The 14962-nt window shown below is 56.1% G+C and carries 11 protein-coding genes and 3 rRNA genes; all 14 read left to right on the forward strand.

Annotated elements, in window-relative coordinates:
- Positions 1-3: 3 nt before the first annotated feature.
- Entirely contained in the window at positions 4-1161 is a 1158-nt protein-coding gene (locus ACXZ66_RS07095; RefSeq protein WP_458747721.1) for a hypothetical protein, read from the forward strand.
- Complete coding sequence (locus ACXZ66_RS07100; RefSeq protein WP_458747723.1) at positions 1158-2732, forward strand: substrate-binding domain-containing protein; 1575 nt, start codon at positions 1158-1160, stop codon at positions 2730-2732. Before ACXZ66_RS07095 ends, ACXZ66_RS07100 begins: the two co-directional genes overlap by 4 nt.
- The gene (locus tag ACXZ66_RS07105) at positions 2719-3360 is read left to right on the forward strand and encodes a hypothetical protein (protein ID WP_458747724.1); all 642 of its coding nucleotides are present in this window, start codon (positions 2719-2721) and stop codon (positions 3358-3360) included. Before ACXZ66_RS07100 ends, ACXZ66_RS07105 begins: the two co-directional genes overlap by 14 nt.
- Before the next feature lie 11 nt (positions 3361-3371).
- Positions 3372-3551, forward strand: coding sequence for a Trm112 family protein (locus tag ACXZ66_RS07110; RefSeq protein WP_458747726.1), 180 nt, complete (start codon positions 3372-3374; stop codon positions 3549-3551).
- A 73-nt stretch (positions 3552-3624) separates the two neighbouring features.
- Positions 3625-4896 (forward strand): tyrosine--tRNA ligase, encoded by a 1272-nt coding sequence (tyrS, locus tag ACXZ66_RS07115; protein WP_458747728.1) that lies wholly within the window; start codon positions 3625-3627, stop codon positions 4894-4896.
- 713 nt (positions 4897-5609) lie between these two features.
- Positions 5610-7130, forward strand: a 16S ribosomal RNA gene (locus tag ACXZ66_RS07120).
- A 144-nt stretch (positions 7131-7274) separates the two neighbouring features.
- Entirely contained in the window at positions 7275-7514 is a 240-nt protein-coding gene (locus tag ACXZ66_RS07125; RefSeq protein WP_458747730.1) for a hypothetical protein, read from the forward strand.
- 45 nt (positions 7515-7559) lie between these two features.
- Positions 7560-10633, forward strand: a 23S ribosomal RNA gene (locus ACXZ66_RS07130).
- Positions 10634-10850: 217 nt separating this feature from the next.
- Positions 10851-10968 (forward strand): 5S ribosomal RNA (rrf, locus tag ACXZ66_RS07135).
- Together the 16S, 23S and 5S rRNA genes form the textbook arrangement of a ribosomal RNA operon.
- Before the next feature lie 137 nt (positions 10969-11105).
- The gene (locus tag ACXZ66_RS07140) at positions 11106-11996 is read left to right on the forward strand and encodes a hypothetical protein (protein ID WP_458747731.1); all 891 of its coding nucleotides are present in this window, start codon (positions 11106-11108) and stop codon (positions 11994-11996) included.
- 10 nt (positions 11997-12006) lie between these two features.
- Positions 12007-12990, forward strand: a complete 984-nt coding sequence (locus tag ACXZ66_RS07145; protein WP_458747732.1) for an HAD-IIA family hydrolase — start codon at positions 12007-12009, stop codon at positions 12988-12990.
- A 2-nt stretch (positions 12991-12992) separates the two neighbouring features.
- Positions 12993-13160, forward strand: a complete 168-nt coding sequence (locus ACXZ66_RS07150; RefSeq protein ID WP_458747733.1) for a hypothetical protein — start codon at positions 12993-12995, stop codon at positions 13158-13160.
- Positions 13161-13200: 40 nt separating this feature from the next.
- Positions 13201-14022, forward strand: a complete 822-nt coding sequence (locus ACXZ66_RS07155; RefSeq protein ID WP_458747735.1) for a TlyA family RNA methyltransferase — start codon at positions 13201-13203, stop codon at positions 14020-14022.
- Positions 14023-14025: 3 nt separating this feature from the next.
- Positions 14026-14961, forward strand: a complete 936-nt coding sequence (locus tag ACXZ66_RS07160; RefSeq protein ID WP_458747737.1) for an NAD kinase — start codon at positions 14026-14028, stop codon at positions 14959-14961.
- Position 14962: the final 1 nt, after the last annotated feature.

The raw sequence follows: 14962 nt of genomic DNA on the forward strand, positions 1-14962 counted from the left end.
CCTATGAGTCCTGGTTCAAACACCAAGAACAAAGGGAGATCGAAATCCGTTGTTCTTGGTGTTCTTTTAGTTGTAGTGGCAATCGTGGCGATTGTGATCGGTAGGATCGGCCTGCCGAATACCGACCTGCGCTCCCTGAATCCCTTTGCGGGGTTTTCTACCACCCAGGTCAAAGGCGTTGTTGGCTCGGAAAAGAGCGAGTTCTTCAACGACCCGGATGTACAAAAGCGCTTGAAGCAACTCGGCTACGAAGTCGATGTCACCACAGCCGGCTCCCGAGCGATCGCCGAGAACACCGACCTTTCCCAGTATGATTTCGCCTCCCCGTCATCGGGCCCGGCCACCGAGAAGGTCGAGCGTCAAAGCTCGGAGTACAGCGCGAGCTACCCATTTTATTCTCCGATGGCAGTGGCAACGTTCCAGCCCATCGTCGAAATCTTGAAGCGCGAGGGCCTCGTCCGCGACGACAACGGCATGCAGGTGCTTGATATGGCTGGCTTTACCGAGCTGGCCACCTCGAATACTCGGTGGCGCGATCTGGGCACCGAGTTCCCATCGCCTCGCACGGTGCAAATCTCCACCACCGACATCCGCACCTCCAACTCCGCGGCCATGTACCTAGCCATCTTGACCTGGGTGTTTACTAATGAGGACCCAGCCCTAGCCAGCGACACCGGCGCGTTAGTAGACAAGCTCACACCATTCTTTGCTGGTCAGGGATACACGGCCTCGAGTTCGGCGGGGCCTTTCGCCGATTACCTCAGCCAGGGGATGGGAGCAGCCCCGATGGTCATGGTCTACGAGGCGCAATTCTTAGGCGAGCAAATGAAACCGAATTCGCGCATCAACGATTCGCACGTCCTGCTCTATCTCGATCCAACAGTGCAGGCAAACCACGGAGTCGTGGGCATGACGGAAGCAGGTGCCGAGGTGGGCAGATTGCTTAGCGACGACCCCGAGCTGCAAAAACTAGCAGCCAGCCACGGCTTCCGCCCTAACAACTCGGACATGTTCTCGGAAGTTATGGCCGAGCATCAGCTCACTCCACCTGCTCAATATGTGGCCTCGGTGGACTTGCCCGCCTATGACCGCCTCGAGCTGCTGATCACCGAAGTGGGCAAGGCCTACACCACCCCCGCAACCACGGAGGCTATCCAATGAAACGCATCTACGTCGCCCTAGTGGCCCTCTTGTCCTCGATCGGGTTGGTCGCCTGTGGCTCCTCGGGAAGCTCTGGTTCACTCTTCGGTTCTGGTTTGAACAAGGATCCACTGAAAATTGTTGCGGCAACCGAGCTCCAGGACCTTGAGCCGCTCGTGCAGCAAGCCTCCGACGACCTCGGGTTTCCCATCGAGCTGCAGTTTCCCGCCGGCACACTGGAGAACTCCCAGAACCTGAAGGCAGGGGAGTTTGACGGCCAGGTCGATGCGACGTGGTTCGCCACAAACCGCTACGTGGATTTGATCGGCGCCTCCTCCAAGCTTGCCGACCAAACCAAGATCGCGACCAGCCCCGTGGCCTTCGGCGTCTGGGATGAGTCCGCGAAACGCCTTGGCTGGGACACCCACCAGCCCACCTGGGCCGAGTTCGCCGAGGCCGCGGGCAGGGGCGAATTCACCTTCGGCATGACCGATCCTTCGACCTCCAACTCAGGGTTCTCCGCGCTCGTTTCGGTGGCCACGGCGCTCTCGGACACTGGCCGTGCGCTTACCCAGCAAGACATCGCCAAGATTTCCGGCCCGATGACCGATCTTTACCAGGCCCAAGAGATGGTCTCCGGTTCTTCCGGCTGGCTCGCCGATACCTTCGTTGAATCGCCGGGCAAGGTCGACGCGATTGTCAATTACGAATCCACGCTCTACCAGCTTCGCGACGAAGGCCACGCCATCACCGTGATTGTGCCCCAAGATGGTGTCATCTCGGCCGATTACCCGCTGTCCACGTTGGCGCAGCCTGCAGGCGACCAAGCCGCAGACAAGGTCAAGGCCTTGAGCGACTGGCTGCTCGAGCATCAAGAAGACATTGCAAGCACTTATCGACGACCAGTCGGCCAGGTTTCTAACCTGCCGGCAGAGTTGGCCAACCAGCAGGTCATTGAGCTGGCGTTCCCCGGGGAACAGAGTGTCGTCGATACGCTCTTGGACTCGTACAACAACCAATACCGTAACCCTGGCTCGACGACCTTTGTGCTGGATACCTCCGGCTCGATGGAGGGGGAGCGGCTGGCGTCGGTGCAGGACATTATGCTTTCGCTGATTAATGGGGACGCGTCGACCTCGACCGGTGATGTGGCGCTGCGCGACAACGAACAAGTCACAGTGCGTGGTTTTGATGCCGGGCATCCTCCAACCACCGTGGTGTTCAATCGCGCGGACCCTACCATCCGTGCGGACCTGCAGAACTACGTCCAGGGGCTAACGGCGCAGGGCTACACGCCGCTGTACCAATCACTGCTGGATGCCCTGCGCTCCGCGGACACGGAGCACGGGATCCCGACTATTGTCCTGCTCAGCGATGGCATTGTGACGGAGGGTCCGAATTACGACGGATTCGTGGAGGAGTACGCGGCACTGCCGGCGGACAAGAAGGAAATTCCCGTGTTCGTGATCCTTTATGGCGAGGCGAGTGTTGAGGAGATGAATGCAGTGGCAGAATTGACCGGTGGCGAGGTCTTTGACGCACTCGGCGGCGACCTCGATGCAGCATTTAAGGAGATTCGTGCCTTCCAATAATGAGCACACCGATGACACTGGTGTGAACACCAACTTTTTTAACTCGCGTAAGAACGCTGTCGGCATCATCGCCGCTGTTTTGGTGATTGTGGTGCACCTTGCGGTGGGCCTGGGTGCCCTGTGGCCTGTTGTCGCAATTGCGGCTTGGGGCGCGGGTGTTGCTCTGACTCCGGAGAAGAAGCAGAAAGAGCTGCCGAAGCCTGTTGAGCCGGCGCCTCAGAAACTCGAGCGCACGATGAACGCCTCGCTGAACAAGCTCTCCCACGCGAATGCACCTCGCGAGGTTGTCGATCAGGCCCGTCTGCTGAGCCAGAATGTGCGCTTCGTGCTCGCCGAGTGGGATGCCGTTGAGTCGGTCCCGGAACACCAGCAGAACATGTGGAATATCGTGGAGATCTACCTCCCCGAGGTGGTCAACACCTACCTCGATGCGCCGGATCTGACGCTGCCTTCGGCGGTGGACAGCGTCGTCGATTCCTTGCAGACCCTGACCGGTGCCGTCGAGCAAATCAAGCAGGCAATTTTAGACAACAACGTGCGCGAATTGGACTCCCAGGCCCGCATGCTCCGCTCGAAGTTTGGCAATCTGCCGGGTCTCAACGAAGACTCCGCAGAGGAGAACAGGTAAGGTTTACAACCATGAGTCTTGATCCGAAACTGCTCGAAGTACTGGTCTGTCCCAAGGACAAGGGACCACTGACCTATCTGGAAGATGAACAGCTCTTGGTCAACGAGCGGCTCGGCATTGCCTATCGCATCGATGATGGCATTCCGGTTTTGCTTATCGACGAAGCGCAGCCCTGGCAGCCAACTGCTTAATCGGCCCTTTTGGCCGTTTTGGCCCTTTGGCCGCATTTATCAATTTATCAATTCATCTTAAAGAGGAACCCCGTTGTCTTCGACCAACATCATTGACGAACTAACTTGGCGTGGCCTGATCAACCAGTCCACCGATCTTGACCAGCTGCGCAAGGCCACCGAAGAACCCATCACGCTGTACTGCGGTTTCGATCCCACCGGTCCCTCCCTGCACGCCGGTCACCTCGTGCCGTTGTTGATGCTGCGCCGATTCCAAGAAGCTGGACACCGCCCACTGGTTCTTGCAGGTGGCGCCACGGGCATGATCGGCGACCCACGTGACGTGGGGGAGCGCTCGATGAATTCCGAAGACACTGTTGAAGAGTGGTCGGAACGCATTTCCGGTCAGCTTTCCCGCTTCGTCTCCTTCGAGGGCGATAACGCTGCGAAGTTGGTAAACAACAATGACTGGACGAAGGACATGTCCGTGATCACGTTCCTGCGTGACATTGGCAAGCACTTCCCACTGTCTACGATGCTGTCCCGCGATACCGTCAAGCGTCGCCTTGAAAACGATGGCATCTCCTACACGGAGTTCTCCTACATGTTGCTGCAGGCGAACGATTTCGTTCAGTTGCGTCGCAAGTACAACTGCATCCTGCAGGTAGGTGGCGGAGATCAGTGGGGCAACCTCGTAGCTGGTGTTGACCTCAACCGCCGGATGGATTCCGCACAGGTTCACGCTCTGACCGTTCCGCTGGTGACCGATTCCGAAGGCAAGAAGTTCGGCAAGTCCACCGGTGGCGGCTCGCTCTGGCTCGACCCAGAGATGACCAGCCCCTACACCTGGTACCAGTACTTCATCAACGCCTCGGATGCCGATGTCATCCGTTACCTGCGTTGGTTCACTTTCCTAACCAAGGAAGAGCTCGACGAGCTCGAGGTGGAAGTTGCCGAGCGCCCATTCAAGCGCGAAGCGCAAAAGCGCCTTGCCCAGGAGATGACCAACCTGGTGCACGGTCCTGAGGCAACCAAGGCAGTCGAGCTTGCATCTCAAGCTCTGTTCGGTCGAGCCGACCTGGAGGACCTCGACGAAAAGACTCTCGCATCTGCTGTTTCCGAGACCGAGGTCTTCGAGGTTAACGCAGGCGATCCTCGCACCATTGTTGATCTTCTCGTAGGTACCCAGCTTGTGGATTCCCGCGGTGCCGCACGTCGCGCCATAAAAGAGGGCGGTGCCTACGTGAACAACCAGCGCATTGAGTCCGAGGAGTGGGAGCCAGGCGCCGAGGATCTCTTGCACGGCAAGTGGCTGGTCCTGCGCCGTGGCAAGAAGAACTTCGCTGGCGTGAAGGTTCTTGGATAGTTTGTTTAAACCGCATTCATTATGAATGCGGTTTTTACGTTCTTGACCTGGTGATTTGTTGTTGTGTGGGTGGGTGTGTAGATTTATGTGAGTCAGCGAGACCGACAACGCCCCGCTAAGACCTTGAAGGGTCTGGTGAGATGGTGGTCAGGAAAACTACCGCAGACAAGCAAAATGATTGTAGAGCCAATAAACATGGTTTTGACTTTGTGTCATGGTGTGTTTTAAGGTCAATCTTCGCTGCTAGTGAGTTCGATTCTGTGTGGTTTCGGGTGAGTTAGTGTGCTGATGTTGTGTGAGAACTCGATAGTGTGCCAATGTACTTTTGTTTGTGTGTTGGTTTGTGTGCTTGGTTGTTTCCCTGCCATGTAATGGTGCTGCTCTTTGTGGGTGGTGGTGTTGTGGTGGGTGTGTGCCGGTCATGCTGCTACTTCCGTGGTGGTGGTGTGGTTTTATTTTCGGTGCGAAATAATTGGGTGTGCGGATTGATATTCGGACATTTGTGAACAAACTTTTGTTTTTGTTTACGTTGATCGGCCCTTTTTTCCTCGTCGGAGTGGGGTTGGTTGTTTTTTGTTTTGTAATTCTTTTTTTGGACAATCGCGTCAAAATTTTTGTTTTTGCGCTGGATTGTTTGTTTTTGGTTGGGTTTGGGCTTTTCACGGCCTAGATTTTTCTAGCTTTTTTGGTTGATTTATTTGGCTGAAATTGTTTTTGTGGAGAGTTTGATCCTGGCTCAGGATGAACGCTGGCGGCGTGCTTAACACATGCAAGTCGAACGGAAAGGCCCCGCTTGCGGGGTACTCGAGTGGCGAACGGGTGAGTAACACGTGGGTGATCTGCCTTGTACTTCGGGATAAGCTTGGGAAACTGGGTCTAATACCGGATAGGACCACTGTTTGGTGATGGTGGTGGAAAGCTTTTGCGGTATGAGATGAGCTCGCGGCCTATCAGCTTGTTGGTGGGGTAATGGCCTACCAAGGCGTCGACGGGTAGCCGGCCTGAGAGGGTGTACGGCCACATTGGGACTGAGATACGGCCCAGACTCCTACGGGAGGCAGCAGTGGGGAATATTGCACAATGGGCGGAAGCCTGATGCAGCGACGCCGCGTGGGGGATGACGGCCTTCGGGTTGTAAACTCCTTTCGATAGGGACGAAGCGTAAGTGACGGTACCTGTAGAAGAAGCACCGGCTAACTACGTGCCAGCAGCCGCGGTAATACGTAGGGTGCGAGCGTTGTCCGGAATTACTGGGCGTAAAGAGCTCGTAGGTGGTTTGTCGCGTCGTCTGTGGAAGTCCGGGGCTTAACTCCGGGGGTGCAGGCGATACGGGCATAACTTGAGTGCTGTAGGGGAGACTGGAATTCCTGGTGTAGCGGTGGAATGCGCAGATATCAGGAGGAACACCGATGGCGAAGGCAGGTCTCTGGGCAGTTACTGACGCTGAGGAGCGAAAGCATGGGTAGCGAACAGGATTAGATACCCTGGTAGTCCATGCTGTAAACGGTGGGCGCTAGGTGTAGGGGACTTCCACGTTTCCTGTGCCGTAGCTAACGCATTAAGCGCCCCGCCTGGGGAGTACGGCCGCAAGGCTAAAACTCAAAGGAATTGACGGGGGCCCGCACAAGCGGCGGAGCATGTGGATTAATTCGATGCAACGCGAAGAACCTTACCTGGGCTTGACATACACCAGATCGCCGTAGAGATACGGTTTCCCTTGTGGTTGGTGTACAGGTGGTGCATGGTTGTCGTCAGCTCGTGTCGTGAGATGTTGGGTTAAGTCCCGCAACGAGCGCAACCCTTGTCTTATGTTGCCAGCACGTGATGGTGGGGACTCATGAGAGACTGCCGGGGTTAACTCGGAGGAAGGTGGGGATGACGTCAAATCATCATGCCCCTTATGTCCAGGGCTTCACACATGCTACAATGGTCGGTACAGCGCGTTGCTACATCGTGAGGTGGTGCTAATCGCTTAAAGCCGGCCTTAGTTCGGATTGGGGTCTGCAACTCGACCCCATGAAGTCGGAGTCGCTAGTAATCGCAGATCAGCAATGCTGCGGTGAATACGTTCCCGGGCCTTGTACACACCGCCCGTCACGTCATGAAAGTTGGTAACACCCGAAGCCAGTGGCCTATCCTTTAGTGGGGGGGAGCTGTCGAAGGTGGGATCGGCGATTGGGACGAAGTCGTAACAAGGTAGCCGTACCGGAAGGTGCGGCTGGATCACCTCCTTTCTAAGGAGTTATATTTTTTGGCCTCGCAGTTGTGGGGTAACAATAGTTGAGTAGGCGGATGTTCTACTGCTGTTTTTTTTCTAAATTTCCGGGTGGAGACATACCCGCATACCTCAGTGGTGTGTGATGGGGATGGCTGGGGACATGAATTCTCAATACACGGCGATGATTTCCTTGTGGGGGGTTGTTGTGGGACTTGAGTATGTTGGTGCACTGTTGGGTGTCTGGGGCAACATTGTTGTTTCCTTTTTAAGATCACTGCGTGATAGCGCTGTGGCCGGGTGTTCTGGTTGTGGTGTTGTTGGTGGTGGTGTGTTGTGTGAGAACTGTATAGTGGACGCGAGCATCTTTATTCTTTTTTGTGTGTGTTTTTTGTTGAGTTAATGTGTTTGCCCCACATGCTTGCCTACTCGTGGGTGGGTGTGTGGTTGTGTGTTTTTTAAGGGCGCATGGTGGATGCCTTGGCATGCTAAGCCGATGAAGGACGTGTGAGGCTGCGTTATGCCTCGGGGAGTTGCCAACTAAGCGTTGATCCGAGGATGTCCGAATGGGGAAACCCCGTACTAGTTATGTGGTGCGACCTGCAGATGAATTCATAGTCTGTGTGGGGGTGACGCGGGGAAGTGAAACATCTCAGTACCCGTAGGAAGAGAAAATAAATTTAATGATTCTGCTAGTAGCGGCGAGCGAACGTGGATGAGGCTAAACCGTGTGCGTGTGATACCTGACAGGGGTTGCGTGTGCGGTGTTGTGGGATGCGACTTACCAGGGCTGTTGACTTGGTGCGTGTGTGGTTGTGTTAGTGGAAGTGGTCTGGGATGGCCTGCCGGAGTGGGTGAGAGCCCCGTACATGAAGGCGTAATCATATGTGTTGTTGTTTTCCCGAGTAGCAGTGGGCTCGTGGAATCTGCTGTGAATCTGCCGGGACCACCCGGTAAGCCTAAATACTTAGTGTGACCGATAGCGGATAGTACCGTGAGGGAATGGTGAAAAGTACCCCGGGAGGGGAGTGAAATAGTTCCTGAAACCGTGTGTCTACAATCCGTCAGAGACCCTCGTGTGGTTGATGGCGTGCCTTTTGAAGAATGAGCCTGCGAGTCAGCGGCATGTCGCGAGGTTAACCCGTGTGGGGTAGTCGTAGCGAAAGCGAATACTAATAGTGTGTTTGAGTGGCATGTCCTGGACCCGAAGCGGGGTGATCTACCCATGGCCAGTGTGAAGCAGCTGTAAGAGGTTGTGGAGGCGCGAACCCACTTAGGTTGAAAACTGAGGGGATGAGTTGTGGGTAGGGGTGAAAGGCCAATCAAACTCCGTGATAGCTGGTTCTCCCCGAAATGCATTTAGGTGCAGCGTTGTGTTAGCTTGCCGGAGGTAGAGCTACTGGTTGGTTGAGCGGGACTATTATCTTAGCAATGTCAGCCAAACTCCGAATGCCGGTTAAGTGGTGCATGGCAGTGAGACTGTGGGGGATAAGCTTCATAGTCGAGAGGGAAACAGCCCAGATCGCCGGTTAAGGCCCCTAAGGGTGTACTAAGTGGAAAAGGATGTGGGGTCGCGAAGACAGCCAGGAGGTTGGCTTAGAAGCAGCCATCCTTGAAAGAGTGCGTAATAGCTCACTGGTCGAGTGATTCTGCGCCGACAATGTAGTGGGGCTCAAGTACACCGCCGAAGCCGCGGCAATGAACTTTTGTTTGTTGGGTAGGGGAGCGTCGTGCATGGGGTGAAGCAGTACTGTAAGGGGCTGTGGACTGTGTGCGAGTGAGAATGCAGGCATGAGTAACGAGTGATAAGTGAGAATCTTATCCGCCGAATGACTAAGGGTTCCTGGGTCAAGTTCGTCTTCCCAGGGTGAGTCGGGTCCTAAGGCGAGGCCGACAGGCGTAGTCGATGGTTAACGGGTTGATATTCCCGTACCCGTATATGTGCGACCAAGGGCGAGGCAGTGATACTAACCACCCGTGCACTGTGACTGATTGATCTTCGGATCATGTGTTGTTGTGTGTGCGTGGGGCCTGATCTGTAGTAGTTCAGTGATGGGGTGACGCAGTGAGGTAGCCGAGCCATTTATTGGATTGTGGTGTAAGCGTGTGGCACGAACCTTTGTGAAATGCGGGGTTCATTGTGTGTGAGGCGTGATGCGTAGCCCTTTTTGGGTGATGTTGGTGATCCTGTACTGTCGAGAAAAGCCTCTAGCGATGTGTGTATATGGCCCGTACCCGAAACCGACACAGGTGGTCAGGTAGAGAATACTAAGGCGGTCGGGTGAACTGTGGTTAAGGAACTCGGCAAAATGCCCCCGTAACTTCGGGAGAAGGGGGACCCTATATGGTGATCGTTTTTTCGACGTGAGCTGTGTGGGGTCGCAGAGAATAGAGGGAAGCGACTGTTTATCAAAAACACAGGTCCGTGCGAAGACGTTGAAGTTGATGTATACGGACTGACGCCTGCCCGGTGCTGGAAGGTTAAGAGGACCTGTTAGGCCACTTGTGGTCGAAGCGGAGAATTTAAGCCCCAGTAAACGGCGGTGGTAACTATAACCATCCTAAGGTAGCGAAATTCCTTGTCGGGTAAGTTCCGACCTGCACGAATGGCGTAACGACTTCCCTGCTGTCTCAACCACAGGCCCGGTGAAATTGCAGTACGAGTAAAGATGCTCGTTTCGCGCGGCAGGACGAAAAGACCCCGGGACCTTCACTATAGCTTGGTATTGGTGTTCGGTGCGGTTTGTGTAGGATAGGTGGGAGACTGTGATCATTCAACGCTAGTTGTGTGTGAGTCGTTGTTGAAATACCACTCTGACCGTAGTGGATACCTGAACCTTGGCCCATGATCTGGGTTGGGGACAGTGCCTGGTGGGTAGTTTAACTGGGGCGGTTGCCTCCTAAAGAGTAACGGAGGCGCCCAAAGGTTCCCTCAGCCTGGTTGGCAATCAGGTGGTGAGTGTAAGTGCACAAGGGAGCTTGACTGTGAGACTGACAGGTCGAGCAGGGACGAAAGTCGGGACTAGTGATCCGGCACCTACTTGTGGATGTGGTGTCGCTCAACGGATAAAAGGTACCCCGGGGATAACAGGCTGATCTTCCCCAAGAGTCCATATCGACGGGATGGTTTGGCACCTCGATGTCGGCTCGTCGCATCCTGGGGCTGGAGTAGGTCCCAAGGGTTGGGCTGTTCGCCCATTAAAGCGGCACGCGAGCTGGGTTCAGAACGTCGTGAGACAGTTCGGTCTCTATCCGCCGCGCGCGTTGAAACTTGAAGAAGGCTGTCCCTAGTACGAGAGGACCGGGACGGACGTACCTCTGGTGTGCCAGTTGTCCCGCCTGGGGCATGGCTGGTTGGCTACGTACGGGAGGGATAACCGCTGAAAGCATCTAAGCGGGAAGCCTGTTTTGAGATGAGGTTTCTTTTGAGGTTCCCTAGAGACTATGGGGTTGATAGGCCGGATCTGGAAGCACTGTGAGGTGTGGAGGTGACTGGTACTAATAGACCGACAAACACCCAACAAATTGCAACCTGTGTGGTTGTGGGTGAGCGTGTTTTGCGAAACGAAAAAATGATTATGCACCAAGGGTTTGGTGTTTGCGTCCACTGTGCAGTGTCTGACACAGCACACACGGCTACCACTATTGTGTGGTGGTGGGTGTGTCTTGTGTAAGTGAATATGTATCTTCATGTGTCTGCTAGTCGCCTAGTGACAGTGCTGGTACACCCCAAGGGTGTGTCGGTGGTTGATGGCGGCGGGGAAACGCCCGGTCCCATTCCGAACCCGGAAGCTAAGCCCGCCCGCGCTGATGGTACTGCATCCGGGAGGATGTGGGAGAGTAAGTTACCGCCGACCAAATAATTTGATAGTGGTTGAGGGAGTGTGGTTGTGAGTAGAGTCGTGTTTTGGACTCCTTGCAGTCACACTCCCTTTTCCCATTTCTATACTGGTGAAAAGAATCGCCAACAATCCAACATAGAAAGGTCTTTGAGATGAGCGACGATAGGAATCGTGGACAAGATCGACGAAGCAATAGGGGCGAGGACCGCCCAGATCGTCGTAACCCACGCTCTAATGACCGTCGCTCCAATGACCGTAACTCTTCGGGCAAGCGCTCCGACAGCCGAAGCTCCGAGCGTCGCCGCGAAGACGGTAAAATCCGCCATGATCGCTCGAATCCGCACCGCCACGGCTTCCGTGAAGACCGGATGGCCCAGAAGCTGTCTGAGCCGGATCTTCCGGGCGAGGTAGACATCCGGGACTTGGACCCGATGGTCCTTCAGGATCTGCGTCCACTGTCTAAGGACAACGCGGATCGCGTCGCGAAGCATATGATCATGGCTGCTTCCTTGATGGCAGATGATCCTCAGTTGGCACTTCGCCACGCACGCGCCGCAAAGAACCGTGCCGGCCGCGTCGGCGTGGTCCGCGAGGTCAACGGCATTGCCGCATACCATGCAGGCGAGTGGAAGGAAGCCCTCGCCGAGTTGCGTGCTGCTCGTCGTATGTCTGGTGGCCCAGGCCTATTAGCAGTGATGGCTGACTGCGAGCGCGGCCTTGGTCGCCCTGAGAAGGCCATTGAGCTCTCCAAGAGCCCGGACGCCCGTGAGCTGGATGCAGAATCGAAGATCGAGCTTGCCATTGTCGCTGCTGGTGCCCGTCGTGATCTGGGTCAAAATGAAGCTGCCGTAGCAACTCTGCAAAAGATGAATCCTTCTATGGATTCCACTGGAATCAGCCAGGTTCGCTTGTCCTATGCCTACGCCGATGCCCTGCTTGCGGCCGGCCGCAAGGATGAGGCTAAGCAGTGGTTTGAGCACGTCGTTGAGATAGATACGGACGAATCGACAGACGCTGCATTGCGTGTCGAAGAGCTAGGCTAAAGTCTTATTTATGACGCTTTCCGAACAGTATGATTCGCTGCTCCTCGACCTTGACGGAACAATCTGGGCGGGAGGTGCTGCAATTGACGGGGCCGTGGATTCTATTAAGAATTCAGGTCTGCCAGCTGTCTATGTCACCAACAACGCCTCTCGGGGTCCGCGTGAGGTGGCTGAGAAGCTCAATGGGATTGGCCTCGATGCCACTGCATCCGATGTGCTGACGTCAGCTCAAGCAGTGATCACTTTGGCAGAAAGCGTGCTTGAACCGGGTGATCCGGTCTACGTCGTGGGCGCACCGTCCTTCAAGGAACTTGTCACCGAGTCCGGCTACCGCGTTGTGGAGTCCGCAGACGAGAACCCCAAGGTCGTACTGCATGGCCACTACACCGAAACGGGTTGGCACCAGCTCTCCGAGGCAGCACTGGCAATCCAGCGCGGCGCAACCTACCTCGCCTCTAACCTGGACACCACCTTGCCCATGGAGCGCGGCCTGCACATTGGTAACGGCTCTATGGTCGCAGCAGTCACCTCGGCTACAGGCGTGAAGCCTGCATCCGCAGGAAAGCCTGGTCCCGCCATGTTCCATCAGGCAGCCGCAGCCTTGAACTCGCAGCGCCCGCTGGTTGTAGGCGATCGCCTCAATACCGATATTGCAGGTGGCGTAGCTGCAAAGATGGACGTCCTGCACGTTCTCACCGGCGTGTCCGGCCCGCTTGAGCTCGTGGAAGCACCCGAAGAACACCGTCCGACCTACATCGGCGAGGACATGCGCGCTTTGAATGAGTACGGTGCGAATCTTGTTCCTGGTCCTCAAGGTGGCTTCACTGCCCGCGTGGACGGCAATGATCTCTTGCTGCTCGCAGGCAACGAGGGAGCCACCAGCATCCAGGCGCTGCGCACAGTTCTCCACGTGGCCTGGGCCATGAATGAGCCCCCAGAGTTCATCCGCCCGATGTCCGCCCAGGCAGAGGCGGCTACCTCCGAGTGGTGGTGACAATGTCGGCACCCAAACCACAGGACCCACGCGCCACAGGCATATCACCTGAAGAGTTGACGGCAGAGTTCGAGGAGATCCTGGCGCAGTCAACGCATTCGCTTGCCGACGAGGCCCAGGTCCTTGGCCAAGCCCACGCCCTGCTCAACGATGCGTTGCAGGAGAGCTAATCACCCACTGTACAAACCGCTTAAAGGAAAGGACTCCGCTGTGGCTCCAGGACGTCGTCGCTTAGATGCCGAGCTCGTTCGTCGTAAAATAGCTCGATCACGCGAGCAAGCCGTTGACTGGATTAAAGCAGGCAAGGTTTCGGTAGGCGGATTCGTCGCAACGAAGCCCGCAACCGTAGTCGAAGCCGACGTCTCCATTAAGGTGACCGCGACCGAGGACGACGAATGGGCATCTCGGGGTGCGCACAAGCTTATTGGGGCCTTGGACGCCTTTGAACCCCTTGGTTTGAAAATTGCTGGTCGGCGAGCACTCGACGCGGGTGCATCGACGGGTGGCTTCACCGATGTGTTGCTGACCCGCGGTGTCAGTGAGGTTGTTGCCGTTGATGTGGGCTATGGCCAGCTGATTTGGCGCCTGCAAAACGATCCGCGAGTGCTGGTTTTAGATAGGACGAATATCCGTAATCTGACCCCCGAGATGATGAATGGGCCAGCTGATCTGATGGTCGGGGATCTCTCGTTTATTTCGCTGAAGCTTGTTCTGCCAGCCATTGCAGCGTGTATGACCGACGGTGCTGACCTGCTGCCCATGGTGAAGCCACAGTTCGAGGTGGGCAAGGATCGCCTCGGCCATGGCGGGGTGGTGCGCTCCAATGAACTCCGCGCCGAAGTGACTCACGATATCGCAGCGTTTGCGCTGACTTTGGGTCTCAGCTGCAAGGCCGTGGTCGCCTCTCCGCTCCCGGGTCCGAGTGGCAACGTAGAATACTTCTTATGGCTTGTGAAAGACGGTGGTCAAACGGCACCGTCTGATGAAGAACTCGTGCACATGATCGCCACCGCAGTGGAGGAAGGGCCGTAATCTATGACTCAACATCGAGGTGCTGGCGCGCAGCGTGAAATTCTTCTTGTTCCGCACACGACGCGCTCTGGAAATATTTCCGCGGCAGCGCGTGCAGCAGAATTGATCACTGGCGCGGGGATCAAGTTGCGGATCTTGGAGCAAAACGACATGCGTCCCGTCAATGCTCACCCCTCTTTGGCAAGTTTGGCCACCGTCCCACATTCGCCAACAGCAGCCGAGGGCTGCGAGCTCGTGCTTGTCCTTGGCGGAGACGGCACATTCTTGCGCGCAGCCGACCTTGCGCATGCACAAGACATTCCGGTTCTGGGCATCAACCTGGGCCATGTTGGCTTCTTGGCCGAAGGTGAGGCGGAAAGCCTCGAACTTGCCATTGGCCGCGTGATTGATAAGTCCTACCGCGTCGAGGAGCGCATGACCATCGACAGCACGGTCTTTGATGGTGACGGCAATATCATTGACACGGGTTGGGCCCTCAACGAGGTCAGCGTGGAAAACTTGAACCGTCGCGGTGTCCTTGACGCGATCCTTGAAGTCGATGAGCGTCCCGTCTCTTCCTTCGGTTGCGATGGTGTACTCATTTCTACGCCGACCGGCTCCACCGCCTACGCTTTTTCTGCCGGCGGCCCCGTGATGTGGCCGTCGTTGGACGCTATCCTTGTGGTGCCCAACAACGCCCACACCCTCTTCGCAAAACCACTGGTAGTCTCGCCAAACTCGATGGTGGCAGTGGAATCGCGCCCGACCACGTCGCCGGCAATGGTGATCATGGACGGCTTCCGCCCGATCGCCATGCCTCCAGGCTCTCGGACGGAAGTGGTGCGGGGCAAGCGCGCTGTGAAGTGGGTGCGTCTCGACGATTCAACCTTTACCGACCGCCTCGTACAAAAGTTCCGCCTTCCCGTTTCGGGCTGGCGCGGACCTGCCACGCAGAAGTAGG

Source organism: Corynebacterium sp. S7 (genome assembly GCF_054401105.1).

Coding starts and splice junctions, on each gene's coding strand:
- ACXZ66_RS07160 (WP_458747737.1), top strand. CDS start 14,026: ATGACTCAACATCGAGGTGCTGGCGCGCAGCGTGAAATTCTTCTTGTT.
- ACXZ66_RS07100 (WP_458747723.1), top strand. CDS start 1,158: ATGAAACGCATCTACGTCGCCCTAGTGGCCCTCTTGTCCTCGATCGGG.
- ACXZ66_RS07140 (WP_458747731.1), top strand. CDS start 11,106: ATGAGCGACGATAGGAATCGTGGACAAGATCGACGAAGCAATAGGGGC.
- ACXZ66_RS07125 (WP_458747730.1), top strand. CDS start 7,275: ATGAATTCTCAATACACGGCGATGATTTCCTTGTGGGGGGTTGTTGTG.
- ACXZ66_RS07145 (WP_458747732.1), top strand. CDS start 12,007: ATGACGCTTTCCGAACAGTATGATTCGCTGCTCCTCGACCTTGACGGA.
- ACXZ66_RS07150 (WP_458747733.1), top strand. CDS start 12,993: ATGTCGGCACCCAAACCACAGGACCCACGCGCCACAGGCATATCACCT.
- ACXZ66_RS07095 (WP_458747721.1), top strand. CDS start 4: ATGAGTCCTGGTTCAAACACCAAGAACAAAGGGAGATCGAAATCCGTT.
- ACXZ66_RS07110 (WP_458747726.1), top strand. CDS start 3,372: ATGAGTCTTGATCCGAAACTGCTCGAAGTACTGGTCTGTCCCAAGGAC.